The sequence below is a fragment of the Pseudoxanthomonas sp. LjRoot143 genome, assembly GCF_964252945.1.
In the GTDB taxonomy this organism is placed as follows: domain Bacteria; phylum Pseudomonadota; class Gammaproteobacteria; order Xanthomonadales; family Xanthomonadaceae; genus Pseudoxanthomonas_A.
Genome location: NZ_CAXUPM020000001.1, coordinates 3,997,046 through 4,021,845, shown reverse-complemented (window position 1 = coordinate 4,021,845; position 24,800 = coordinate 3,997,046). Strand labels below are relative to the sequence as shown.

Annotated in this window: 24 protein-coding genes; 10 read left to right on the top strand and 14 right to left on the bottom strand. The window is 69.1% G+C overall.

What is annotated here, in order from left to right:
• Positions 1–45: 45 nt before the first annotated feature.
• From ACSQ1W_RS19285 to ACSQ1W_RS19265, 5 genes are all read right to left on the bottom strand, one after another.
• On the bottom strand, positions 46–414 hold the full coding sequence (locus ACSQ1W_RS19285) for a GFA family protein (RefSeq protein WP_436045511.1): 369 nt from the start codon (positions 412–414) through the stop codon (positions 46–48).
• 58 nt (positions 415–472) lie between these two features.
• Positions 473–673, bottom strand: coding sequence for a polyprenyl synthetase (locus ACSQ1W_RS19280; protein ID WP_436045509.1), 201 nt, complete (start codon positions 671–673; stop codon positions 473–475).
• A gap of 97 nt (positions 674–770) precedes the next feature.
• Positions 771–1,265 (bottom strand): hypothetical protein, encoded by a 495-nt coding sequence (locus ACSQ1W_RS19275; protein ID WP_436045507.1) that lies wholly within the window; start codon positions 1,263–1,265, stop codon positions 771–773.
• A 36-nt stretch (positions 1,266–1,301) separates the two neighbouring features.
• Positions 1,302–2,186: a hypothetical protein gene (locus ACSQ1W_RS19270; RefSeq protein WP_436045505.1), complete on the bottom strand. Its 885-nt coding sequence runs from the start codon at positions 2,184–2,186 to the stop codon at positions 1,302–1,304.
• Between the two features lie 188 nt (positions 2,187–2,374).
• On the bottom strand, positions 2,375–2,650 hold the full coding sequence (locus ACSQ1W_RS19265; RefSeq protein WP_436045504.1) for a hypothetical protein: 276 nt from the start codon (positions 2,648–2,650) through the stop codon (positions 2,375–2,377).
• Between the two features lie 218 nt (positions 2,651–2,868).
• Here ACSQ1W_RS19265 and ACSQ1W_RS19260 point away from each other — a divergent pair, with 218 nt between their 5' ends.
• Positions 2,869–3,051 (top strand): lana protein, encoded by a 183-nt coding sequence (locus ACSQ1W_RS19260; protein ID WP_436045502.1) that lies wholly within the window; start codon positions 2,869–2,871, stop codon positions 3,049–3,051.
• 94 nt (positions 3,052–3,145) lie between these two features.
• Here the strand turns inward: ACSQ1W_RS19260 and ACSQ1W_RS19255 are convergent, their stop codons facing one another.
• The 5 genes from ACSQ1W_RS19255 to recC form a co-directional block, all read right to left on the bottom strand.
• Positions 3,146–3,490: a hypothetical protein gene (locus ACSQ1W_RS19255; RefSeq protein ID WP_436045500.1), complete on the bottom strand. Its 345-nt coding sequence runs from the start codon at positions 3,488–3,490 to the stop codon at positions 3,146–3,148.
• A gap of 277 nt (positions 3,491–3,767) precedes the next feature.
• On the bottom strand, positions 3,768–4,262 hold the full coding sequence (locus ACSQ1W_RS19250) for a hypothetical protein (protein WP_436045498.1): 495 nt from the start codon (positions 4,260–4,262) through the stop codon (positions 3,768–3,770).
• Positions 4,263–4,339: 77 nt separating this feature from the next.
• Complete coding sequence (gene recD, locus ACSQ1W_RS19245; RefSeq protein WP_436045497.1) at positions 4,340–6,226, bottom strand: exodeoxyribonuclease V subunit alpha; 1,887 nt, start codon at positions 6,224–6,226, stop codon at positions 4,340–4,342.
• Positions 6,223–9,849 carry a UvrD-helicase domain-containing protein gene (locus ACSQ1W_RS19240; protein ID WP_436045496.1) on the bottom strand — a complete coding sequence of 1,209 codons (3,627 nt, stop codon included), beginning with the start codon at positions 9,847–9,849 and terminating at the stop codon, positions 6,223–6,225. The genes recD and ACSQ1W_RS19240 overlap by 4 nt, the downstream gene beginning before the upstream one ends.
• Complete coding sequence (gene recC, locus ACSQ1W_RS19235; RefSeq protein WP_436045494.1) at positions 9,846–13,430, bottom strand: exodeoxyribonuclease V subunit gamma; 3,585 nt, start codon at positions 13,428–13,430, stop codon at positions 9,846–9,848. The genes ACSQ1W_RS19240 and recC overlap by 4 nt, the downstream gene beginning before the upstream one ends.
• A 215-nt stretch (positions 13,431–13,645) precedes the next feature.
• Here recC and ACSQ1W_RS19230 point away from each other — a divergent pair, with 215 nt between their 5' ends.
• Genes ACSQ1W_RS19230 through ACSQ1W_RS19205 form a run of 6 tightly spaced genes read left to right on the top strand, consistent with a single transcriptional unit; the run spans position 13,646 to position 17,720 of the window.
• Complete coding sequence (locus ACSQ1W_RS19230) at positions 13,646–14,434, top strand: ABC transporter ATP-binding protein (protein WP_192274096.1); 789 nt, start codon at positions 13,646–13,648, stop codon at positions 14,432–14,434.
• A complete protein-coding gene (locus tag ACSQ1W_RS19225) occupies positions 14,434–15,186 on the top strand; it encodes an MlaE family lipid ABC transporter permease subunit (protein ID WP_192274095.1) in 753 nt (250 codons plus the stop codon). Before ACSQ1W_RS19230 ends, ACSQ1W_RS19225 begins: the two co-directional genes overlap by 1 nt.
• 4 nt (positions 15,187–15,190) lie before the next feature.
• Positions 15,191–15,733 carry an outer membrane lipid asymmetry maintenance protein MlaD gene (mlaD, locus tag ACSQ1W_RS19220; RefSeq protein ID WP_436045491.1) on the top strand — a complete coding sequence of 181 codons (543 nt, stop codon included), beginning with the start codon at positions 15,191–15,193 and terminating at the stop codon, positions 15,731–15,733.
• Positions 15,730–16,398 carry an MlaC/ttg2D family ABC transporter substrate-binding protein gene (locus ACSQ1W_RS19215; RefSeq protein ID WP_436045490.1) on the top strand — a complete coding sequence of 223 codons (669 nt, stop codon included), beginning with the start codon at positions 15,730–15,732 and terminating at the stop codon, positions 16,396–16,398. Before mlaD ends, ACSQ1W_RS19215 begins: the two co-directional genes overlap by 4 nt.
• Positions 16,385–16,684, top strand: coding sequence for an STAS domain-containing protein (locus ACSQ1W_RS19210; protein ID WP_436045488.1), 300 nt, complete (start codon positions 16,385–16,387; stop codon positions 16,682–16,684). Before ACSQ1W_RS19215 ends, ACSQ1W_RS19210 begins: the two co-directional genes overlap by 14 nt.
• Positions 16,685–16,715: 31 nt before the next feature.
• Positions 16,716–17,720 carry an MlaA family lipoprotein gene (locus ACSQ1W_RS19205; protein ID WP_192274091.1) on the top strand — a complete coding sequence of 335 codons (1,005 nt, stop codon included), beginning with the start codon at positions 16,716–16,718 and terminating at the stop codon, positions 17,718–17,720.
• A gap of 68 nt (positions 17,721–17,788) precedes the next feature.
• On the opposite strand, the gene ACSQ1W_RS19200 is transcribed toward ACSQ1W_RS19205, so the two are convergent.
• The 3 genes from ACSQ1W_RS19200 to rmuC form a co-directional block, all read right to left on the bottom strand.
• Entirely contained in the window at positions 17,789–18,331 is a 543-nt protein-coding gene (locus tag ACSQ1W_RS19200) for a glutathione peroxidase (protein WP_192274090.1), read from the bottom strand.
• Between the two features lie 52 nt (positions 18,332–18,383).
• Positions 18,384–18,731 (bottom strand): hypothetical protein, encoded by a 348-nt coding sequence (locus ACSQ1W_RS19195; protein WP_436045486.1) that lies wholly within the window; start codon positions 18,729–18,731, stop codon positions 18,384–18,386.
• 63 nt (positions 18,732–18,794) lie between these two features.
• On the bottom strand, positions 18,795–20,180 hold the full coding sequence (gene rmuC, locus ACSQ1W_RS19190) for a DNA recombination protein RmuC (RefSeq protein ID WP_436045484.1): 1,386 nt from the start codon (positions 20,178–20,180) through the stop codon (positions 18,795–18,797).
• A gap of 163 nt (positions 20,181–20,343) precedes the next feature.
• Between rmuC and ACSQ1W_RS19185 the strand changes: the two genes are divergently transcribed.
• The 3 genes from ACSQ1W_RS19185 to fabV all read left to right on the top strand — a co-directional run bounded on the left by ACSQ1W_RS19185 (position 20,344) and on the right by fabV (position 23,973).
• Positions 20,344–20,982: a suppressor of fused domain protein gene (locus ACSQ1W_RS19185; RefSeq protein ID WP_436045482.1), complete on the top strand. Its 639-nt coding sequence runs from the start codon at positions 20,344–20,346 to the stop codon at positions 20,980–20,982.
• A 164-nt stretch (positions 20,983–21,146) separates the two neighbouring features.
• Entirely contained in the window at positions 21,147–22,583 is a 1,437-nt protein-coding gene (locus ACSQ1W_RS19180) for an amino acid permease (RefSeq protein WP_436045480.1), read from the top strand.
• 172 nt (positions 22,584–22,755) lie between these two features.
• Positions 22,756–23,973, top strand: a complete 1,218-nt coding sequence (fabV, locus tag ACSQ1W_RS19175; protein ID WP_436045478.1) for an enoyl-ACP reductase FabV — start codon at positions 22,756–22,758, stop codon at positions 23,971–23,973.
• Between the two features lie 149 nt (positions 23,974–24,122).
• Here fabV and ACSQ1W_RS19170 read toward each other — a convergent pair whose 3' ends face one another.
• Positions 24,123–24,800, bottom strand: coding sequence for a 3-keto-disaccharide hydrolase (locus tag ACSQ1W_RS19170; RefSeq protein ID WP_436045476.1), 678 nt, complete (start codon positions 24,798–24,800; stop codon positions 24,123–24,125).

The window sequence follows — 24,800 nt, the reverse complement described above, 5'->3', positions numbered from 1 at the left end:
CATCTCGACACGATGACATTTTCAGTACACCGCATACAGATGACATCAGGACTGGACCAGCGTCTGCGCCGCACCATTGCTGGCACCGATCTCACCGATCGTGGTGAGGTCGATGCCCTCGATGCAGGCGAGGTTGTAGCCGTACTCGGTAGGCACGCTGCGGCGCTGGTGATGGGTGTAGATGCCGCACACGCTGCAGAACCAGTGTTTCGCGATCTTCGTGTTCCACTGGTAGAGGCTCAGCTTGTCCTCGCCGCGGGTGATGCGCAAGCGATCGAGGGTGACGCCGGCCATGATGGCGCCGCGGCGGCTGCACATCGAGCAGTTGCAGCGGCGGATGTTCTGGTGGCCGTCGATCAGGTCGACCTCGAACTCGACGGCCTTGCAGTGGCAGGTGCCCCTTACCGTGTGCATGGGGTGTTTCCGGCTGTGTCGGCGAGAGAATGCGTATGGCTGCGGCCCATGGGCTCGGCTACTTCTTCAGGCCTGCGACGACCTCGCGCACGCTGAGGCCCAGTTCGAGCTGGAGGCGGACGTACTCGTGCTCCTTGCGCGACAAGGCGCGACCCATCTCGATGCGCACGTCCTCGGCTTCCAGGATGCGCAGGATCCTCGGCATCGCCGAGCCGATGGCGTCCGGCCCGTAGCCCGCCTCGCGGAGGACGGAACTCAACATCGCTTCAATATCCATCGGTGCACCGGGATCCATTCAAGGCGCTGCATTGTGCACCAGCAGGATGAGGACAGGGACGGAGCGTCTCGAATGCTCGTCAGTCGCTCGCCGGTGCGCAGCGCGCGAACGCCGGGTGCAGCGTGTTGCGGGCAGTCACCAAGGCGGCTCTCTCCATTGCGGTGCTGCTGGACAAACAGACCTCGCCCTCATCACCCAGCGCGATGAACCTGAAGCTACCGCCATCCTCCAGCAGCGCATCCGCGTCCTCCGGTTCCAGCCAGTAGCCCTGCTTTGCGGCGGCGGACGCGTTGCCGACGACGAACACGACCTGCAGCGCTTCCGCATCCAGCGTATCGAGGATCGCCATCTGCTTGCGGAACTCCGGATTCCGGTCGTCGCGCGTGACGATCAGGAAAAGGGTCGGACGCACTCCCGGATAGCGCTGCGCCATCTCGGCACGGTAATCGTGTGTGGTGTATTCCCGCCCGCCGGCATCGAAGAAGGACATGCCGACATGCCGGTCCTCCGCGCGCGTATCGCAGACCGCCAGCAACGCGATCGCCGCGACACCCGTCAATGAGTAGCTCTTCATGCCCATCCCTTGTCGATGCCTGCCGTCGCGCTGTGCTTACTTCGCCTGCGTGCCCGGCAGTGCGTCCAGCAGGGACAACGCAGTCGCCGCCTTCCCCTCTCCCAGCGCCTGTGCCTTCTGCAGCCACGTGATCGCCGCCGCGCGGTCGCCCGCCTCGGCGTGCATGAGGCCCGCGTTGTAGGCGCCGATGGCGTTGCCCATGTCGCCTGCCCGCTCGAACGCAGCGAGGGCCCTCGGCTGGCACAGCATGAAGACGTCGTAGCCCAGGCCGGCGCGCACCACGCCGATGGCATTGCCCTCCTCGGCGAAGCGCTCCTCGAACTGGGCCGCCCACCCGGGCACCAACGCCGTCAGCACCTCGGCACCGCGCTCCACGGCATACGGCCCGGTCTTCCAGACCGAGAACGCCTGGTGCGTTGTGCGCAGCTCGCCGGTGGCGCTCATCCACAGGAAACCGTCGCTGCCGTCGACCGGGAATCCGTCCAGCGCGCTCGACAGGCGCTGCGCCAGCGTCGCGGCACTACCGTCGGGCATGGCCGCCGTCCACGAGCCGGCAAGGTAGACCCCGCGGTCCGTGTCGGTGCGCTTCGCGCGGATCAGTGCCGCCACCTCGTCCACGGTCAGGATGCGGTCTTCGGCGTCGTACATGCGCCAGGGACTGGTCTGCAGGGAGATGGTGAAGACGTCCGCGATGTCGAACGCGGTGCCGGCCTGGTACAGGGCCTCGCCAGCCGGGATGCATCCCTTCGTGGACGTTGCCGGATCGCATTGCGGAATGGACAGCACGCCTTCCAGCCGCGTCGCCTGGTCGCAGGCGATCGCGACGCCCGGCACCATCGCCAGGACCGTCGCCAGCGCGCGCGCCGTTCTCCAGGTACCGCGACACGGTGTCGCCGACCGCGCTCGAAACGCATGTTCCATGTGGCCCCCTTTCCCCGTGACGCACCTTAGCGCGATCCACGCGTACGCGAACAGCGGGGGTGGCGCCGCGACGTCAGACGCGAGGCGAGGCGGAGGGTGTGCTGCGGGTCGGGGAAGCGGACCCAGGCGCGGTGTTCCGCAACGCCTGCCATCGATGCCGTGCCGACGAACGGCAGGGCGTTCGTGGGTCAGGCGCCCGGAGGCTGTTCGGACACCGCACGGATCAGCGCCGTCTGGCGCTCCAGCATCCAGCGCGTCGCCCAGCCCGTGCCCGCGTCGAGCGAGCGCACCGCCACCTGGTCCTGGCGAACGCCCTTGCCGCTGATCAGGATGCGCGCGATCCACCCTTGCCGTTCCGGGCCGATCTCCACGATGGGGCGGCCGCGACAGACCAGCGTCCTTCGCCGGTCGCCAACGTCCCACGAGAACCCTTCAGGCAACGGTGCTGGAGTACGTGTGCTCACGGCGAAACCCCACGAAGACGGACCTCACCCTCACACACGCGCCGTGCTCGTCGTGTGACGGAGGCTGCGATGTTTCGTGTGTTTTCGCGCGATGTCGCTTATCGCTTAACACGATTCACGCAGATGACCATCACGCGACGAAGACCCGCACACTGCACTCACGCGGCAGGGCGCAGCGTGGCCACACCTCGGCATGTGGTCGAGCTGGAGAAACACCGATGGGCAACAATACGAACCCGCAGAATCAGCAGAATCCGCAGCAGCAGAAGCGCAATCCGCAGCAGGACCAGGATCCGCAGAAGCAGCAGACCCAGACGAAGGATCCCGGCCAGCAGAACGACCAGGACCGTCAGCGCGATCCGCAGCAGGATCAGAACCGCAAGCAGGACCAGAAGCACTGATCCGCGTCATCGCCTGAGGAACGAGAGCCCCGCGAGGGGCTCTCTTCGTTTGCAGCATCGTCCGCGCGAAGCGTTGCCCGCGCGACGCCGTCGCTCAGCGCCAGTTCGCCTTGCGCGATGGCGGCGGCGGCGCGGGGTCGGCATCGAGGGTGGGCACCAGCAGCGACAGGCGCGTCTTGGCGTAGTCGCCGTTGCCGTCCACATCCAGCTTGCCCGCGCTGTTGGCATTGATAAGCGCGGTATCCAGGAACACTTCTTCGCCCACCGCCACGCGGTGGCGCGCACTGCACAGCTTCACCGGCACCTGCAGCACGCTGATGCCGTCGCGCTGCCACTTGGTCTCCGGCACCAGCCGCCGGACGATGGAGCCGTCCACCCACACGTCCACCGAATCCGATTGCACCGACCGGCACTTGCCGATCCCGACATCAAACGTCATGCGTCCTCCTGGAAGACAGGGAAACCAATGGCACGCCAAGCGCCAGCCTTGCACACGGCACGGCATTCCACGATGGAAAGGAGAGAGCGGAGACTTGCAGCATGGCCACACACACCTCGTCGGCACGCGCGTGATCGCGTCGGTAAGCCGAGAGGGAGGGGATCGGCCGGCGGAAGCGGCGGAGAGGACTGCCAGTCAGCAGTAGCAGGTATACGCCCTTGGCGGCGGGACCGCAAACATGCGGCCCGCATAAGCTCATGCAGACGACGACGGCCCGCTATTCCAGCGTATTGGTGGGCAGCGGAATGTCGCGCTCGAGGTCCGGCAGCAGCCGGTACAGCAGTTCGGGGCGCGTCCTGAGACCGGCACCGTCGAGGTAGGTCCACGTGCCGCCCCCCTTGGGCCGGATGGCGACCATGTAGCCGATGCTCTTCATCTGCCTGTCCTGCAACGCCATCACGGAGATGCGCGGCACGAAGCAGACTTCCTCTTTACCAGCCGGATAGACCCGCGTCGGCGCTCCGATCTCCTGGCTGACGAACGTCAGGCCCATCGCACCGAGTTGGACGACGGCATTGCGCGTCATCTCCGCGAACGCCTCGTCTCCACCCACCATCGCCTTGAGCGACGGATGCGTGCGCTGGATCATCGGTTCGGCATCGCCGCGCTCGAAGGCCTCGGTCATCGTCTGGATATCCGAATGCAGCGTATCGATGTCCCGCTGTCCCAGCGTCGTCGCTCCACCGGCGTGGCCCGCCAGGACGACCAGCATCAACAAGACGAAGCGAATTGCCTCACGGAAGCGGTGATGAAGTGCCGGGGCAGTCCTCCGGCTCGCACGAAGGCGGCTCACGGTCCGCGGCCCAACCGCCACCCCAGCCCCGACCACCGGCTCGCATGCCGCGACAGGGCTTCGCGGATCACCGCGTCGCTGCCGGCGATGTGCAGTTCACGGCGGGCCCGGGTGATGCCGGTGTAGACCAGCTCGCGCGACAGCACGCGGTTGTCGCGCGCGGGCAGCAGCAGCCACACGCTGTCGAACTCCGAACCCTGCGCCTTGTGCACCGTCATAGCGAAGGCGGATTCGTGCGCGGGCAGGGCCGCAGGATGGAAGGCACGAGGCTGTGAGGGTTCCTCGCCGGGGAACCAGGCGATCAATGCGCCGCGGTCGTCGCGCAGGCAGATCCCGATGTCGCCGTTGAACAGGCGGTGGCGGTAGCTGTTCTCGGTGACGATCAGCAGTTGGCCGTGGAAATGGCCCGGTCCGCCACGCGCGAAGCCGGCACCGGTGTCCATCAGCAGGCGCTCGATGCGCGCGTTGAGCGTGCGCGCGCCCTGCGGGCCTTCGCGCACGGCGGTAAGCAGGCGCAACCGCGCGGACTGCGCCAGGGCCTCGACCGGCGTGGCGGCGTGGGCGAGCGAGCGCCAGTGGGCGAGCAGTGCATCACGCTGCGTCTCGAGCGGGTCGGTAAGCCCTTCATGGAACTGCACGTTCGACAGCGTGTCGCTGCGCAGCAGATCGAGCGCGGTGTCAGCGGCGCCTTCGCGCACCGCAGCGGCAAGCGGCGCGAGCTGCAGCGCCTCGCTCTGGCGCCATCCGCGCTGCAGGTGGACGCGAACGCCCGCGAACGTCGTGCCGTCGCCTGCGCACGGGCCGGCATCTCCTGCGATGCCGGAAGGCGTTGCTTCTCCGCCTTCGCCCATCAGCGGACGCAGCGCGTCAGCGTCTTCCGATGCGAGACGGTCGCCTTCACCCGCGGCACCGAGGATGGCGGCGAGCACGTCGCCGGCTTCCACCGACGGCAGTTGGTCGGGGTCGCCGAGCAACACCAGACGCGTGCCGTCGGCCACCGCGTCGACCAGCTTCGCCATCAGCGGCAGGTCGATCATCGAGGCCTCGTCGACCACCACCACGTCGACCGGCAGCGGATTGTCGCGGTCGTGGCGGAAGCGCGGCGAATCGGGAATCGTGCCGAGCAGGCGATGCAGGGTGGTGCCGGTGACGGGGAGCGCAGCCAGCAGGCCGGCGTCGACGCCGGCGGCGGCGAGCGCCTGCACGGCATGGCGCACGCTTTCCGCCATGCGTTCGGCGGCACGGCCGGTGGGCGCGGCCAGTGCGATGCGCGGCGATGCGCGGCCGGCGAGCTGCGCCTGTGCCGCCAGCAACACCAGCAGGCGTGCGGTCGTGGTGGTCTTGCCGGTACCGGGTCCGCCGGTGACCAGCAGCAGCGCATGCCGCAGGGCCAGCGCGGCGGCGCGTGCCTGGTGATGGTCGTGCGCGGCCGGCGGGAACAGCATGGCGAACAGCGGTGCGAGCGATGCGACATCGTCCGCCGGCAACGTGCGGCGTGCGATGCGCTGCAGACCGAGCGCCAGCGTGCGTTCGTATTCGCGGTAGCGGCGCAGGTAGAGCAGGTCGCCTTCCAGCACCAGCGGCGCGTGCGGATCGGCTTCGTCGATGGCGTTGCGCGGCGTGGCGACCCATCGCGACGCGCCGAGCTGTCCGCGCCAGTCGTCGCCATCGGGCCAGGGAAGAACGGCGTCCGCATCGAGCAACAGGTGCGGCGACGCCAGCGCCACGCCGGCATGGCCCTTGGCGACGGCCAGCGAGGCGAGTGCGGCGGCGGCGAGCACGCTGTCGGGCGTGTCGCGGTCCAGCCGGCGCAGGCTCTGCGCCAGCGCGTGGTCCAGGGTGCGCAGGTGGCCGCCGCGATGGAGTGCATCGAGCAGGCTCATGCGCTGGCTCCCTGCACTGCGCCAGCGAACAAGGCGTCGAGTGCATGGACCAGTTCAGGCGCGTAGCGCTGCGCATGCACGCCGGGCGAGGCCTCGCGCGCCAGGTCCAGGCCGCGGCAGAACAGGTAACGGATGCCGCCGAAGTCGCGTGCGTAGTCGTAGGTATCGCCCAGCCGGAACCGCAACCAGCGATGCAGGGCCAGCGTATAGATCAGTGCCTGCAGGTCGTACTCGCTGTGCGCCATCGCCTGCTGCATGGCGGCGGCGTTGTAAGCGGGCAGCTGGTTGGACTTGTAGTCGAGCACATACCAGCGCCCGTCGTGCAGGTAGGTCAAGTCGATCAGGCCGGTCATCAGGCCCTCCAGCCGCGACCGCGCACCGAAGGCGGTGCGATGACGCAGCAGGCCGTGGCGATGCAGCAATGCAAGCAGGGCCGGCACGCCGGTGGGCTGCATGGCGAAGTGGAACTCGATTTCCGCGCGGCGGTGGTCGGCCGGCACATCAGCCAGGCGCACGCCTTCGGGCAGGACTGTGCCCAGCGTGTGGCCGACCAGCGGCACCAGCACGTCCAGGCCGTCGACGACGTCGGTTTCCGCGTAACCACCCTCGCGCAGGGCATCGGCGATGACGAGATCCTGTCCGTCGGGTGCGCCATCGCCGGGTCGCCAGTCGCGCCACGCGGTGAAGTCGGCGTGTTCCAGCGCGCCGTGCATCACCACGCCGAAGCGGCTGCCGGCAAAACGCGGATCCACGAGGGCAGGCATGCCGGCGTCGCGCGGCGCTTCATCGATGTCCGATGCCGGCGCCTCGTCCCCGCCACCGGGATCGGCCTCGGTGGACGCGGCCAGCGGATCGGCGCCGCCCTCGGCATGCGCAAGCTGAGTGAAGCTGTAGACCCACCAGTCCGATGCGATGCGGCGCGTGGCGATGCGCGCGGGTGCGACGACGGCGTCGCGCTCTGGCGGCAAGCGCGGCGGAGGCGGTTCGGCAGGCCCTTCGACGATGAGCACGTCGGCATGCGCGCCGAGCAGGTCGAGATCGGCAATCAGAGGGGCGAGCCGGCTCTTGCCGAGGTCGGCGACGTCGCCGGCGGCGATCCACAGCGCGTGTTCGGCGCGGGTCAGGCCGACGTAGAGCAGGCGTGCGTCTTCAGCGATGGCCTCGCGGCGCGCGGCATCGCCGGCAGCCTTCCAGGCGGGATCGTCCTTGTCGAGCTTCCACTGCAGCACGCGTTGCGTGCCGTCGTGCACCACGCGATGGCGGCCGCTGTCGGGACGCGAGGTACCCAGGCCGGCGAATGGCAGGTAGACCAGCGGATACTCCAGGCCCTTGCTCTTGTGCAGGGTGACGATCTGCACGCGCAGCGCGTCGGATTCCAGCCGCAGCAGCTGCGTCTCGTCGTCCGCGTCGGCCTCCGCCATGCGTGCCTGCAGCCAGTCGAGCAGCCCGTGCAGGCCCAGCGTGCGGCCGGCGGCTTCCTGCAGCTGCTCGCCGAGCTGCAGATAGTTGGTCAGGCGGCGCTCGCCATCGAGCAGGCCGAGTACGCGTTCGGCCTGCGCGGCGCACAGCTCGGACACCAGCGCGAACGGGCCGCCGCGCTGCCAGCGGTCGCGCCAGTGGAGCAGGCGCGCCTGGTGCAGGCTCTGCGCCTCGCCGTGCTCGTCCAGCACGGCGAGGTCGGCCGCGTCTTCGCCCAGCAGTACGGTGGCGAGCGCGGTACGCAGCCGGCCGCTGTCGGCGGGGTGCAGCAGCGCCAGCAACAGCGTGCGCAGCTCTGCTGCCTCGGTGCTGGCGAACAGGCTCTGCTTGCCGGCCGCGACCGCGGGCACGCCGGCGCGCGCGAGCGCCTGCTGCACGCGCGTGGCCTCCTTGTGGTTGCGCACCAGCACCGCGATATCGCCGGGCCGCACGGGACGACCATCGATGCGCGCACGGCCCGCGCGCGCGTCGGTAAGTACGCGGTGGATGTCGGCCACGCACGCCGCCGTGGCCGCCTCGCGTGAACCGTCGGCGTCGAGCGCGCCACCTGCCTCATTGCGCAGCAGGCGCAGGGTCAGCGCTGGCGCAGCGGCATCGTCGTGGCGATAGTCGTCGTCGCCGCGCTTGCCACCGGGTTCGACCGGTTCGAAGCGGATGTCGGGATGCGCGAAGGCGTCCTGGCCGGCGGCGGACGCGCCTTCGTACAGCGCGCGCACCGCGCGCAGCACGGAAGGCCGCGAGCGGAAGTTGTGCGACAGCCGCGGGGCCTCATCGGCCACGCCACGCGCGAGCAGATAGGTCGCCACATCGCCGCCGCGGAAACCGTAGATGGCCTGCTTGGGATCGCCGATCAGGAACAGCGCCGGCGTCTCGCCCAGCGCGCGGACTTCATCGGAGTCGCCGAATACGCGTGCGAAGATCCGCCACTGTCGCTCGTCGGTGTCCTGGAATTCGTCCACCAGCGCGACGCGGTACTGCGCACGCAACGCGGCGACCAGCGCCTGTCGGCGCGGACCGTCGAGCGCGACCGCGACGCGTTCGATCAGGTCGTCGTAGGTCTGCACGCGGCGCGTGCGCTTGAGATCGTCCAGCCGGCGGCGGGCATCGCCGCGCAGGTGGTGCAACAGCAGGATCGACTGGCTTCGGCGCCATTGCGTGTAGCGTTCGAGAGCAACCTCATAGTCCGCAATCAGTGGCTGCAAGGACGAGATCGGCGTCTTTCCCGTGTGGTCCTTCTTGGTGCCCTTCGTCAGTGCGTCCAGTGTCAGCTTGAAAAGCTTGTCCTGCATGGGTGCATCGAACGTAGGGTGCTGCGCCCATGAAGCCACCTGACGCTGCAGCAGCGACAGCCATTCAGGCTTGTAAGAGGTCTTGTTGAGGATGCCTCCGTCCACGGCCGCCAACAGCGCCGTGAAGTAGGCATCTCCTTCTGCTGACACGCCCTCCGCGAGGCGTGTCCGGGCAAGCGCGAGCAGCGGCACGACATCATCGCCAGCCGTGGATGTCGGCGCCGGCGGCAACAACGGCAAGGGACCGCACAGCGCCGGCAGATCGCCCGCCAATGCCTCGGGTCCGTTCCACAGACCCGTCAATGCGTCGACCGTCGCCGTATCGGCGGCGTACGTGCGCCACAGGTCGGCGGCGAGCTCGGCGTAGAGCGCGCTCGCGTTGCCGAGCAGTTCGCCGGCCTCGAAGCCCTGCCCCGCCTCCAGGGCGTGCTCGCGCAACACGCGTGCGCAGAAGCCATGGATGGTGAAGATGGCGGCGAGATCGGTTTCCTCGGCGGCGGTGCGCAGGCGGCGCGCCAGCTGGGCCGGCGTTTCCTCGCCGAGCGCGAGATGACGGTCGATGACGAACCGCGTCAACATGGCCTCGTGCGGCTCATCGTCCAGCCGCGGCGTGCCGACCAGGTCGGCGGCCAGCGCCAGGCGCTCACGGATGCGCTTGCGCAGTTCCTGCGTCGCCGCCTCGGTATAGGTCACCGCCAGTACGTCGCCCATCCGCAGGCGCCGTTCGACGATCAGGCGCGTGAACAGTGTGGCCAGCGTATAGGTCTTGCCGGTGCCGGCGCTGGCCTCGATCAGCTGCACGCCGTCGAGCGCACGCGCCAGGTAGGGCTCGCGGGCGGAAGCGAACGCGCTCATGCTGCATCCTCCCCACGCGGGCCATGCAGTGCGCCGTAGATCCGCAGACTGGTATCGATGAAGGCGGCGAGGCCGTGGGCATCGGCCAGCGGATCGCGACCACGGAACGCGAGCTGGATCGCCTCCCCGGTGCTTTCGCCCCAGCGATAGTCGCCGGGATACCACGCATCGCGCGCCGCGCCCTCGCGCAACACCGGCTCGGCGGTGTGGATGGCCCAGCCGGTACCCGGTGCGAAGGGGAGCGGCGCGCGCAGGCCGTCGTGGCGTAGCGCCAGCAAGGTGCGCAAGGCCTCCTGCGCCTCGTCGACCGGACGCGCCGGGGTGACGTAGGCGCGGATGCCTTCGTCGCCCTCGTGGATCTGCACCAGCGGGACGGACAGGCCCGCCGCATTGAGCAGCAGCGCGTCCAGCCCGTGGCGGATGACGGCGGCACCGTTGAGCGCACCGATGTGCACACGCGCCAGACCATGCGGATACACGTCGGCGATGCGGCCGTGCACGCGCACGCCGTCGATCGTGGTTTCGACGCGTGGCGCGCCGAGATCATCGGCCGCGACCAGTCCGCGCCATTCGATCTGCTCGCGCCACTGCGGCTGCAGGCGTACGTACTGTTCCGCTTCATGCACCAGCAACATCAGGCGGCGCAGTTCGGTGTCCGACCCTGCTGCATGTCCGTTGCCACGCTGCCATGGAAACAGCCCGTGTTCCGCCAGCCGCGCCCTCAATGCGTCGGCATCGATGGCTTCGCCGGCCAGCACCGCGGCGAGGACCGCCTGGCCATCCGGCTCGGTCAGCGCGTCGTGTTGCCGATGGCGGCGATCGTGGCTGATCCAGTCGGCGAAAGCCTGTGCGTAAGGCTCCACCTCGGCGAGCACGTGCTCCGCCGCCTGTTCGCCCAACGGGCCGGTCGGCAGCTGGCCGCGCGCGCGCAGCCGGGCATAGAGCGCGGACGGCGTGCGGGCGTGCTGGGGATGCGCGACGTCGAGCAGCCAGTCGAACACCTCGCGCCGCAAGCGGGCGCGATCGCGGCCGCGCACCGGCGCGACCAGCGGCTCGGTGTCCTCGGCGATGTCGATCGGGTCGGGCAGGCGCAGGCCGAGGCGGTGCGCGAGGAAGGCGCCGGCCGGATCGAGCAGGAAGCGCCGCAACGTCTCGAGCGGAAGATCATGTTCGTTTTCCGCTGCGGGCAACGGCCCGTCCACCCACGGCGTGAGCACGCCACGTGCGGCATCCACGCGATCGGCGGCCGGGCGCCAGGCGGCGCGATAGCTGAACCTGCGCGGCTCGTCGGCGCTGCCGAACGCCGCCGGCGCGAATGGCTGCAGCGTGTGGCGGACGACGAAGCGTTTCTTCGCCTCGGGATCGGCGTGGTAGCGGGCGGCCACATCGAGCAGTTCGCTGACCAGCGCCGAGGGCTCGCGCACGCTGCCGTCGCGCGGATCGGCACCGAGGTAACTGACGTAGAACACGTCCTGGGCGGCGACGAACAGTTGCAGGAACAGGAAGCGGTCGTCCTCGCGCGTGGAGCGGTCGCCTAGCTTGCGGCGGCCGGCATGCAGGTCGGCGGTGAGCTTGTTGAGGCCGGCAGCGGGATCGCGGCGCGGGAAGTCGCCGTCGTTCATGCCGAGCAGACAGATCGCGCGGAACGGCAGCAGGCGCATCGGCACCATGCGGCCTACGCTGATGCCGCCGGTCAGGAGCGGCGCGCGCGTGTCGGCCTGCGAGAGCTGGTCGTTGAAATGCGCGCGCACGACCTCGGGCGGCACGACACCGGCGTAGCCCGCCGTCTCCGCATCGCGCGCGAAGCGGTCGACCAGCGTGCGCAGGCGGTCCAGGGTGCGCTGCGCGCGCGGCGCGGCGGGCTGTTCCGGCAGCAGCACGGCAAGCAGGTGCAGCAGGCGTTCGCGCCACTGCGCCGGCGTGGCCGCCTCGCTCAGCGCGCGACGCTGGCGCGCGAGTTCGCGCAGCAGCCGCACCAGCGTGTCGAGTGCGTCCAGCGCGCCGCCTTCCAGGTCCGGCCACGGCGCGACGCCGGCCATCATCTCGTCCGCGCCACTGGCATGGCCCAGCAACAGGCGATCGAGGGCGAACTGCCAGGTGTAGGCATCGTCGGCGGGCGCACCGGACGCGGCGCGATGGCTGGCGTCCAGGCCCCAGCGCGCGCCGGCCTCGCGAAGCCAGCCATGCACGCGGTCGATGGCGTCCGTGTCGAGCCCCGCCGCTTCGGCCACCGGCGCGCTGGCCAGCAAATCCAACACCTCGTCCAGGCCGAAGCGGGACAGCGGCAGGTCGAGCAGGCGCAGGAACACCTCGGCCAGTGGCTCGCTCGCCAGCGGGCTGGTATCGGCCAGCGCCCAGGGCAGGGCGTCGTCATGACCGCTGCCGCCGAACACCGCGTCGAGATAGGGCACGTACGGATCGATGTCGGGCGCGAGCACCGCGATGTCGCGCGGCTGCAGCGGCGGGTCGAAGCGGGGATCGTCCAGCAGCGCGCGCAGCTGGTCGTGCAGCACCTGCAGTTCGCGCAGGCGCGTATGGCAGGCATGCACCTGCAGGCTGGGATCGGCCAGGTCGAGCGTGCGGCGCACCGGCGGCAATGCGGGCGGGCGGCGGTGGAACAGGTCCGATTGCAGCCGGTGCAGCAGCGCGTCCGGGCCGTCGTCGGTGAGCGGATCGGCGTAGACGTCGATCTCGGCGCGCGGATGCACCACTTCGTAATCGCCGAGCAGCGCCATGAAGTCGCGGCCGGCCGCGCCCCAGGCCTGCAACAGCGGGTTCTCCTGCACGTCGTCGGCGAACAGCTCGGCCTGACCTTCGCGGCGGCGCTCGCGCAACGTCTGCAGGTCCCCCCAATAGCCGCGTGCCGGCGTGGGCAGGTAGAAGTGCAACGTGCCGACGCGCGCCTGCGTGGCCAGCACGCGCAGTACGTCGGGCGAGATGTTGAGCGTGGCGAAGACCAGCAGGCGCGTGGGCAGGCCTTGCGGCAGCGGGCCGTCGTCGCGGCCGAAGCGCGCGAGGTAAGCGTCGATGCGGCGTGCACGGTAATCGCGGCCAGCGGCGACGGCGCGCCACAGCCGCGCCTGCGGATCGTCGCGGTCGGCGCCCGCGTCCCAGCGCAGCAGCCAGTCGCGCCGCCACGCCTGGTACTTCTCGTACACGCCCGCCAGTTCGCCGGCCAGCTGCCAAGGCTTGAGCGGATCGCCATCGGCCAGCCAGCCGTCGAGCGTCACCAGCGCGGGATCGCGGCGCAAGGCGGGCTCATCGAGCGCGGCGTACAGACGCCACTGCAGCGAGGCGGCGTCGAGATCGTCCTCGCCAGCCGGCCCGAGGTTGGCGTCGAGCGCGCGGGCAACGAATTCGCCGGGGGTCAGAAATTCCAGGTTCGCGGCGATGCCGTACTCGGCCGCCAGCGTGGCCTGCAGCCAGCGACGCATGGCGACCTGCGGGATCAGCACGATGTCCGGCGCCAGCAGCGCCTGTCCCGGCACCGGCCGGCGGAGTTCGTCCGCCAACAGTGCGGCCAGCAACTCCAGCGTGTTGGACGGATACAGGCGGAAGTCGGGCGTGGCGGAGGTCGTCATCGTCGGCCGCATTGTGCCGGATAGCGGTCGCAGTCCCCGAGACGCGGCCGTTTGGGCCACAGCATCCCGCACGAAATCCGCACGCGGATACGACATGGCCGCGACATGGATGCCACAATAATCAAACTGCGCGGTACGGTTTATGTTCAGCCGCTGGCCGCGAAGCTACACCGTTGTTTTTCCGTTAACTCCCTGCTGGTCCGCCGACGACGCCCATGACGCCTGCCGACGCCCCTGCCGTGCACCTGTCCGGCCTCCGCCTCGATCGCGGTGGCCGCACCATCCTGCGCGGCATCGACCTGACCGTGCCCCGCGGCAGCATCGCCGCCGTGCTCGGTCCGTCCGGCAGTGGCAAGTCGACCATGCTGGCCGCACTGACAGGCGAACTGCCGCCGGCGGCAGGCACGGTGGACGTGTTCGGCCAGCCGGTGCCGCACCGCAGCCGCGCGCTGCTGGAGATGCGCAAGGGCGTGGGCGTGCTGCTGCAGGGCAACGGCCTGCTGACCGACCTGACGGTGGCGGAGAACGTCGCGCTGCCGCTGCGCACGCATACGAAGCTCCCGGACGCGCTGATCCGCCGGCTGGTGGAATTCAAGTTGAATGCGGTCGGCCTGCGTGCCGCCGCCGAGGCCTATCCGCGCGAACTGTCCGGCGGCATGGCGCGCCGCGTCGCGCTGGCCCGCGCGCTGGCGCTGGACCCGCCGCTGATGATCTACGACGAGCCGCTGACCGGGCTGGACCCGATCGCCTCGGGCGTGATCATGAGCCTGATCCAGCGCCTCAACGACACGCTGGGCCTGACCAGCATCATCGTGACCCACCACGTGCACGAGACGCTGCCGATCGCCGACCAGGCGGTGGTCATCGCCAATGGCGGCCTGGTGTTCTCCGGCACGCCGGCGGAACTGGAAGCCTCGTCGGACCCGCTGGTGCAGCAGTTCCTGCGCGGCGAGCCGGACGGCCCGATCGCCTTCGACACGGTCAAGCGCGGGGAGGCCGCCTGATGCCCTTCGTCGCCGCTACCCGCTCGCTGGGCCGTGCCGGGCTGTTCTCGCTGTCGGTGCTGCGTGCCTCGGCGCCGACCCGCGACTTCTTCGCCGAACTGACCCGCGAGATCTACAAGATCGGCGGGCGCTCGCTGCCGATCATTGCCGTCGGCGGTGCGTTCGTGGGCCTGGTGCTGACCCTGCAGGGCTACCGCACGCTGACCACGTTCGGTGCCAGCGATGCGCTGTCCACGCTGCTGGGCCTGTCGCTGTACCGCGAACTGGGCCCGGTGCTGACCGCGCTGCTGTTCATCGGCCGCGCCGGCAGCTCGATCGCCGCCGAACTCGGCCTGATGCGCGCCACCGACCAGATCAAGGCGCTGGAACTGATGGCGATCGACCCGGTCGCCAAGGCCGTGGCGCCGCGCTTCTGGGCGGCGGTGCTGACAGTGCCGCTGCTGACCGGCTTCTTCTGCTCGCTGGCGATCAGCGCGAGCTACTTCGAGGCCGTGCACGTGCTCGGCCTCGACAACGGCACGTTCTGGTCGGCGCTGCAGAACAGCGTCGACTTCTGGGACGACTTCGGCGTCGCGCTGCTGAAGTCGGCCGTGTTCGGCGGCACCAGTGCGCTGGTGGCGGCCTATGTAGGCTTCCACGCCGAGCCGACCATCGAGGGCACTTCGGTGGCCACCACCCGCGCGGTGGTGAACGCCTCGCTGCTGGTGCTGATGTTCAATTTCGTCATGTCTGCATTGCTGTTCAGGAGCTGACCCCATGTCCGTCCGTGGACCCCGTCTTGAGTTCGCCGTCGGCGCCTTCCTGCTGCTGGCCCTGGCCTCGCTGCTGGTGCTGGCGCTGGCCTCCACCAACAAGCGCTTCGGCGTGGGCGGCGGCAGCTACGAGCTGACCGCGCGCTTCTCCAACCTCGGCCAGCTGCGCAAGCAGGCGCCGGTGAAGATCGGCGGCGTGGTGATCGGACAGGTGTCCGACATCCGGCTGGACCCGGTGAAGTTCGACTCGCTGGTCACCCTGTCCATCGACAGCCAGTACAAGGACCTGCCGGCGGACACCGCGGCCGGCATCTTCACCAGCGGCCTGCTGGGCGAGAACTACGTCGGGCTGTCGCCGGGCGGCGATCCCGAGGTACTGAAGCCGGGCGAAGAGATCGCCTTCACCCAGCCGGCGGTGGACCTGCTGCAGCTGGCCGGCAAGTACATGTTCAGCGGCGGCGCCAACAATGCCGACGCAGGCTCCGGGGAGACCCCGGCCAGCGGCGAGACCGCCGCTCCCCCCGTTACGGAAGAACCCACGCCATGAAGACGCTCAAGCCCTCCCTCCTCTCGGTCGTGCTGTCGGCCGCCCTGCTGGCCTCCGCGCCGGTCGTCGTGTTTGCGCAGGCCGCGGCGCCGGCGGCTGCCGCCAAGCAGAACAGCGCCAGCCAGGTCGTGCTGGCCAGCAGCACGCGCATCCTGACCACGCTCGACCAGCGCCGCGCCGAGTTCAAGTCGAACCCGGCCGCGCTGCGCCAGTTCGTCACCGGCGAGTTCAACACGCTGTTCGATGGCGACTACGCCGCGCGCCTGGTGCTGGGCGTGCATGGCCGCGGCGCCTCCGATGCCGACGTGAAGCTGTTCGGCCAGGCGCTGACCGAGCGCCTGCTGTCCGCCTACGGTGCGCGCCTGGCGGACTTCAACGCGCGCCTGAAGGTGCGGGTGAAGTCCGAAACCCCGCTGCCCGGTGGCCGTGGCGTGAAGGTCGATACCGAGTTCGTGCAGGCCGACCAGACCGTCACGCCGATCACCTTCTACGCGCGCAACGTCGGCGGCCAGTGGAAGGTGTTCGACGTGCTGCCGGAAGGCGTGTCCTTCGTGCAGACGTTCAAGACCCAGTTCGACACGCCGCTGCGGCAGAAGTCCATCGCCCAGGTGGCGGCGGACCTGAAGTCCGGCAAGCTGCAGGTCAACGGCAGTGCCGGCAACTGACGCCAGCGTCCGGCGCGACGGCGACGCGCTCGTGTTCACGGGCGCGCTGGACCGCGCGGCCGCGGCCGCACTGTGGCCGCAGGCGTCGGCGCAGCTGGCGGGCGTGAAACGCATCGTGCTGACCAACGTCACTACCGTCGACAGCGCCGGGCTGGCACTGTTGGCGGAACTGGCCGCGCGCCTGCGCACCCGCGGTACCGCTCCCCGCATCGAAGGACAGCCTGCGGGTCTCGCCGACCTGCAGGCCGCCTACCGTTTGACGCCGGAACTGGATTTTCCGGCGTAACCCCCACCCCCGCCGTTTCCCAGGAATCAGGATGAATCTGTTCCGCCTCAGCACCGTGCTCCTGCTGGCCGCCCTGGCGACCGCATGCGCCTCGGCGCCCACGCCGTCGGCGAATGCGCCGGCCGAATCGGTGGTGATCGACAGCACCGCCGCCGCCGCTCCGTTGCCTCCCGAACCCCCGATCGACCCGGCGAGCATTGATGCCCCCGCTTCGGCCACGGACGTCGCAACGGCATCGGAAAGCGAGGACGACTTCGCCGCGATCTATGGCCAGGGCGCTTACGACCCGGTCGCCGATCCGACCCTCCCCGCACCGGCGCAGTCGCCCATCGCCTACGACCCCTGGGAGAAGTTCAACCGCAAGGTGCACGCCTTCAACAATGCGGTCGACCGTGCCGTCGCGCGGCCGTTGGCACGTGCCTATGTGGCGGTGGTGCCGCGGCCGGTGCGGCTGGGCGTGGGCAACTTCTTCGACAACCTGCGCCAGCCGCTGACGATGGTGAACCAGCTGTTGCAGGGACGTCCGCGCGATGCGACGCAGACCTTCGGCCGCTTCCTGCTGAATTCGACGGTGGGCATCGGCGGCATCTTCGATCCCGCCAGCGACCTGAAGATGAAGCGCCGCAGCGAGGACTTCGGACAGACGCTGGGCACGTGGGGCTGGAAACGCTCGCGTTACGTGGAGCTGCCGTTCTTCGGCCCGCGCACGGTGCGCGACGTGCTCGGACTGGCCGGCGACATGCCACTCAGTCCGACCCGTTACGTAGAGGACGACAAGGCGCGCATCTTCCTGCAAGGCCTGAACCTGGTGGATACGCGCGCCCAGCTGCTGTCGCTGGACAGCCTGCGCGAAGGCGCGGTGGACGACTACGCGCTGGTTCGTGACTCCTGGCTGCAGCGCCGCAACTACCAGATCGAAAGCCATCGCACGCAGAAGCAGACCGAAGCGGAACTGCCGGAGTACCTGCAGGACGAGAACAACCCGACCGTCCCGGCCGATGCCATGCCGATGCCGGAGATCAGCGGCGGCGGTTGAGCCACCGGAACGCGGGAAAAGAAAAGCCGGCGCATGCGCCGGCTTTTTCTTTGGCTGACGACGGGCGATCAGGCCAGTGCGCGTTCGATCGCCTCGCGCAGGCGCGCATCGTCGGGGGTGACGTCCGGTGCGAAGCGCGCGAGCACCTGGCCATCGCGGCCGACCAGGAACTTCTCGAAGTTCCACAGGATGCCGGGGGCCGGATTCGGCGACAGGCCAAGCCCGGCCAGCTTTTCGCGCAACGGACCCTCACCGGTGGCGGCCGGCTGCGCGTCGATCAGCGCCCGGTAGAGCGGGTGCGTGCTTTCGCCGGTGACGGCGATCTTGGCGAACATCGGGAACGTCACGTCATAGGTCAGCGAGCAGAACTGGCGGATCTCGTCCTCGCTGCCCGGCTCCTGGCCCATGAAATCGTTGGCCGGGAAACCCAGCACCTCCAGCCCGGCGTCGCGCTGTTCGCGATAGAGCTTCTCCAGGCCTTCGTATTGCGGCGTCAGGCCGCACTTGGAGGCCACGTTGACCACCAGCAGTACCTTGCCGGCATGGTCGGCCAGCGATGAAGGCTGGCCTTCGAGGGTGGAAACAGGAATGTCGTGGATGGTCTGGCTCATGCGGCTCTCGTAGCAGGCAAGCGGGCGCCGCGTCGCAGCACCCTGGGAAGGATCAGTCGACACAGATCGTGCCCTGCGCCACGCCGCCATCGATACGCTGGCGGCAGCCGAAATTCTGGCTCACGTCGCGCTGGCACACGCCGGTGGCTTTTGCACCCGGCACCAGTTCCTCGTCGCCACTGGCCAGACACTGGCCGCTGCAGTCCGACTTGCTGCTGCAGGCCTTGCCGGCGTCGGCATACACCACCACGCATTGCTCACGCTGCAGACGGCCCAGCGTCTGGACCCGGCCACCGGAGGCGGCGCACTGAGCAGCATCGACGGCAGAGGGATCGGTCGCAGGTGTGGTGGTGCAGCCGGCGAGCACCAGCAACGTCGACAAGATCAGGGTAAGGCGCATACGGGGGTTCCTGGGGGAAGACTGAAGGAAAGATGGTAGGCCACCACCGTGGACACGACACCCCTATTCGGCGTCGGTGTCCGTCTCGTCTTCATCGCCGCCATCCAGCCCGATATCGCCGAGCAGCTGCCGGGTCTGTTCGCCTCCCAGCGATTCCACGCCACGCAACCGCCGCTCGATGGTGCGGGTCTTGCGGCTGGCTTCGCCCAGGCTGCGGCCGACGGTGCTGATCTGCTTCTCGGCCTTTTCCAGGATGCCGGCGAACTTGCCGAACTCGCTCTTCACCGCGCCCAGCAACACCCACACTTCGCTGGAGCGCCGTTCGATGGCCAGCGTGCGGAAGCCCATCTGCAGGCTGTTGAGCAGCGCGGTGACCGTGGTTGGCCCCGCGACGACGATGCGGTGTTCGCGCTGCAGCAGGTCGACCAGCCCGGGACGACGGATCACCTCGGCATACAGGCCTTCGGTGGGCAGGAACATCACCGCGAAGTCGGTGGTATGCGGCGGCACGACGTACTTGTCGCTGATCGACTTGGCCTGGATGCGGATCGCGCGCTCCAGCTGCGCCCCCTGCTGGCGCACGCCCTCGGCGTCGCCCTGCTCCTGCGCATCGATCAGGCGTTCGTAGTCCTCGCTGGGGAACTTGGAATCGATCGGCAGCCAGACCGGCACGTCATCGGGACTGCGGCCGGGCAGGCGCACTGCGAAATCCACCATCTCGCCACTGTCCGGGCGCACCTTCACGCTGCGGCCGTACTGCTCCTGGGTCAGGGTCTGCTCGAGGATGCTTTCCAGCTGCACTTCGCCCCAGCCGCCACGGTTCTTGACATTGGTCAGCACGCGCTTGAGGTCGCCGACGCCGGTGGCGAGCTGCTGCATCTCTCCCAAGCCGCGCTGCACCTGTTCCAACCGCTCGGACACCAGCTTGAACGACGCACCCAGCCGCGCTTCCAGCGTAGTCTGCAACTTCTCGTCCACGGTGGCGCGCATCTGTTCCAGCTTCTGCGCGTTGTCGGCCTGCAGCTCCTTCAGGCGGCCTTCCAGCGTGGTGCGCATCTCGCCGATGCGTTGTTCATTGCGCTGGGTCAGCTCGTTGAGCCGCTGGCCGAGTGTGTCGGCGAAGCGTTGCTGCGATTCGGACGCCTCCAGCCGGCCCTTGCGTGCGTCCTCGCTCAGCGTGTCGCGCAGCACATCCAGGCGCTGGTCGGTGCGCGTGCTCAGGTCGGCGAGATTGCGGGCGAAGCCGTCGATGCGTACTTCCTGCGCGCGCGACAGGCCTTCCAGCTGCTCGCGCAACTCGCTACGGCCCTCGCGCTGTTCGTCGCGCAGCGCGCGCTCCAGCAGGTCGCCGATGCGCGCCTCCGGGCGGCGCAGCACCAGCACCGCCAGCAGGACGACGGCCACGGCCACGAGGACCAGCAGGAGAATGAGCAGGGTCTGGGAATCCATGCGGACAGTGTAGCCGCTGGCGTCTCACGGCCTGCGCCGGCGGCAGCGCGAACCGCCTCGCAACGGAAGCGCGCGCAGCGTCACGGATGCGCACATGCGCCTTGACCCTCGGCTTCCGCCCGGCGCACAGTCGCGGCGCACTGACCGCCTGGGGAAAGCCGGCTTGCTGCAACGTCTCCGCACGCTGATGGGCGCCGCGCCCGATCCGCTGCCCGCGCTCGCGGCCGCGCGTGCGGCGGCGTTGCGCGATGCGCTGGGCGAACCCATCCGCGTGGACCACGACGACGACCGTCGCCACCGCGTCGATGTCCATGTCTATGCCCGCACCTTTCCCGGCGACGACAGGCCGGGTTACGTGCTGGCGACCTGCGGCATGAGCGACCGGCTGATGACCTTGCCGCGCGGCTACGACGGCGACGAATCGGCGGCGCGAGAGCTGTTCTGGTACGTGCGCGAACCGCATCCGGCCTTCATCGAACGGCTGCGCTGGCTGGCGAAGCTGCCCTTCGCCGAGGACAGCTGGCTGGGCTACGGCCATACCGTGCCGATGTCCACGCCACCGCTGGACGCCTCGCCGTTCTCGACCTTCCTGCTGCTGCCGCCGGCGCTGGCCGGCGACCGGCACCTGTTCGACAACCTGCACCTGCAGGGCCATGGGGTGGAAGCGCTGGTGGTGCACCTGCTGTCGGATGCCGAGTACGACCTGGTGCGTTCGGACGAAGGATTGGACGTGTTCCTCGACCTGCTCGACGTGCACCGCTACCCGCCGGTGTTCGACCCCGCGCGACCGTCGTATCTCTGAGCCTCGCCACCCGCGCGTGGTGCGCCGCCGATTGCCAGCGCCGGCCCGGGCCGCTTAGGCTGCGGGCGGTCGCGGGCGACACGCCGCGGATCTTTCGCCCCATCCCGTTTGCGCTGGCGCACCCGCCCGCGCGCTGTCCCGTTGACGCACCCCGAGGAGTTCCCATGACCTGGCTACGGCGCAAATCCATCGACCGGATCACCGAGCACGAAGAAGGCCGGCGACTGGTCCCCACGCTGAGCTGGCCGCACCTGGTGGCGCTGGGCATCGGCGCGATCGTCGGCACCGGCATCTACACGCTGATCGGCGTGGGCGCCGAGAAGGCGGGGCCTGCGGTGCTGATCTCGTTCGTGGTCGCAGGCGTGGTCTGCGCCTGCGCCGCGCTGGCCTATGCCGAGCTGTCGACGATGATGCCGGCCGCCGGCAGCGCCTATACGTACAGCTACGGTGTGCTGGGCGAGTCCATCGCCTGGATCGTGGGCTGGAGCCTGATCCTCGAATACTCGCTGGTGGTCAGCACAGTGGCCGTGGGGTGGTCCGGCTACTTCGTCGGCTTCCTCGAATGGATGCAGCAGAACTTCGGCTGGAACGTCACCCTGCCCGCCGCGCTGTCCGCCGGACCGCATGCGGGCGGCGTCATCAACCTGCCCGCCATCGTCATCACCTTCGCCGTCGCCGGCCTGCTGATCGCCGGCACGCGCGAGAGCGCCACGCTCAACGCGATCCTGGTGGTGTTCAAGCTGATCGCGCTGGCGGTGTTCATCGCGGTCGCACTGCCCGCGTTCAATCCGGACAACCTGCAGCCGTTCATGCCGTACGGCTTCCCGAAGTCGATCGGAGCGGATGGCGTCGAGCGCGGCGTGATGGCGGCGGCGGCGATCATCTTCTTCGCCTTCTACGGCTTCGATGCGATCTCCACCGCGGCCGAAGAAACCAAGAACCCCGGGCGCGACCTGTCCATCGGCATCATCGGCTCGATGGTCGGCTGCACGCTGATCTACCTGGTGGTCGCGGTGGCCGCGGTCGGCGCGCTGAGCTACACCGTCTTCGGCCAGAGCGCAGAACCGCTGGCGCTGATCATGCGTGAACTCGGCCATGGCACCGCCGCGCTGGTGATCGGCATCGTGGCGATCGTCGCGCTGCCGACCGTGCTGCTGGCGTTCTTCTACGGCCAGAGCCGCATCTTCTTCGTGATGTCGCGCGACGGCCTGCTGCCGCGCGGCCTGTCGAAGGTCAATCCGCGCACCGGCACGCCGGTGGCGATCACCGTGTTCACCGCCGTGCTGGTCGCGGCGCTGGCCGGCGTGGCGCGCCTGGACGAGATCGCCGCGCTCGCCAATGCCGGCACACTGGCCGCGTTCGTCGCCGTGGGCGTCTGCCTGCTGGTGCTGCGCACGCGCGAACCGAACCGGCCACGCGTATTCCGCACGCCGCTGGCGTGGGTGGTCGGTCCGGTCGCGATCCTCGGCTGCCTGTACCTGTTCTGGAGCCTGCCGCACCGCACGCAGCTGTGGTTCCTGATCTGGAACGTGGTCGGCGTGGTCGTCTACCTCGCCTACAGTCGCCGCAACAGCATGCTGGCGAAGGGCGGCGACGCGTAAGCGCGTCGAGAGATCCTTATCTCGGGAAAGCGGGCCTCGGCCCGCTTTTTCTTTGCCCACGCATCCTCGACAGCCGCACGCCATACGCAGGCGTGTGCAGCGTCGGCGCTTCATTCCCGGCGCCCGCGGCACTAAGATGCCGCGCAGGCACACCATCCCCCGGGTTACGACGTTGATCATCCATCCCAAAGTCCGCGGCTTCATCTGCACCACCACCCATCCGCTCGGCTGCGAGCTCAACGTGCGCGACCAGATCGCGGCGACGCGCGCGCAGGGCGTGCGCAACGACGGACCGAAGAAGGTGCTGGTGATCGGTGCGTCCAGCGGTTACGGCCTGGCAGCGCGCATCAGCGCGGCGTTCGGGTTCGGCGCGGACACGCTGGGCGTGTTCTTCGAGAAGCCCGGCAACGAGAAGAAGGCGGGCACCGCCGGCTGGTACAACTCCGCCGCCTTCGACAAGGTCGCGAAGGAAGCGGGCCTGTACAGTCGCTCGATCAACGGGGATGCCTTCTCCGACGAGGCGCGCGCCAAGGTCATCGAGCTGATCAAGGAAGAGATGGGCGGCCAGGTCGACCTGGTGATCTATTCGCTGGCCTCGCCGGTGCGCAAGCTGCCCTCGACCGGCGAAGTGAAGCGCTCCGCGCTGAAGCCGATCGGCGCGCCGTATACGTCCACCGCCGTCGACACCAACAAGGACGTCATCACCCACGCGACGATCGAACCGGCCACCGAGCAGGAGATCGAAGACACGGTCACCGTGATGGGCGGCCAGGACTGGGAACTGTGGATCGATGCGCTGGCCACCGCCGGCGTGCTGGCCGACGGCGCACGCACGGTGGCCTTCAGCTACATCGGCACCGACATCACCTGGCCGATCTACTGGCACGGCGCGCTCGGCCGCGCCAAGGTCGACCTGGACCAGACCGCGCAGCGCCTGGACAAGCGACTGAAGAAGACCGGCGGCACCGCCAACGTCGCCGTGCTGAAGTCGGTGGTGACGCAGGCCAGCTCCGCGATCCCGGTGATGCCGCTGTACATCAGCATCGTGTTCAAGGTGATGAAGGAACTCGGCCTGCACGAAGGCACCATCGAGCAGCTCGACCGCCTGTTCCGCGACCGCATGTACCGCGCCGACGGTGCGCCGGCCGAGACCGACGACGAGAACCGCCTGCGCCTGGACGACTGGGAACTGAAGCCCGAAGTGCAGGACCAGGCCAAGGCGCTGTGGCCGCAGGTCACCAGCGAGAACCTGTTCCAGTTGACCGACTACGCCAACTACAAGCACGAGTTCCTGAAGCTGTTCGGCTTCGAGCGCAGCGACGTGGACTACGACGCCGACGTGAACCCCGACGTGCAGTTCGACTGCATCGAGTTGTCGCCGGAGGGTTGAGCGTCTCGCGTCGTGAGTGAAAAAGGCGGGCCTCGGCCCGCCTTTTCTGTGGGTCCTGCCCGTGGATTCTGCCTGTGGGAGCGACGTAAGTCGCGATGGCAGATCGCTGCACAGTGTCATCGCGACTTACGTCGCTCCCACAGCAGAACCTACGAGCAGTTCGGGTCCAGCGCGCGGATACGCATCTTGCGCAGGTATACGGCGTTGCCATGGTCCTGCAAGCCAAGGTGCCCGTGACGCGCCTTGGCGAACTCCGCCTGCCCGGCGAATTTGCTGATGGCCACGCGCCGGCGCCATTCCTCGCTCTCCGTGTCGTACGCAGCGACACGCACGCCATTGAGCCAGTGCTCCACACGCGGACCGCAGGCCACGATGCGCGCCTGGTTGTACTCGCCGATGGGACGCAGCACATCGCGTGCAGGTGCGATGAGATCGTACACGGCACCGGCACGGTGGCTCGGCACGATGCGGTCCTCGGCTTCGCGGTCGTCGAGCAGCTGGTACTCCACCGCACGCGCCCAGATGGGCGAGGCATCGACCGCGCGATAGAACAGGCCGCTGTTGCCACCGACCGGCAGCCGCCATTCCAGTTCCAGCTCGAAATCGCCGTACGTGCCGACGCTGAGGATGTCGCCGCCACCGGCTTCGGTCAGCGCGAGTTCGCCGTCGCGGACCTGCCAGCGCGGATCCAGCGCGGCTCCGCCGACACTGCGCCATTGCGATGCGTCGACGAGCGATTGCCAGGGCGTGGCCGGCGTGGATGCACAACCGGCCAGTAGCGCGGCAAGCAGGACCGGAACGATCCGCAGGCCGTGCGCATGCTGCAT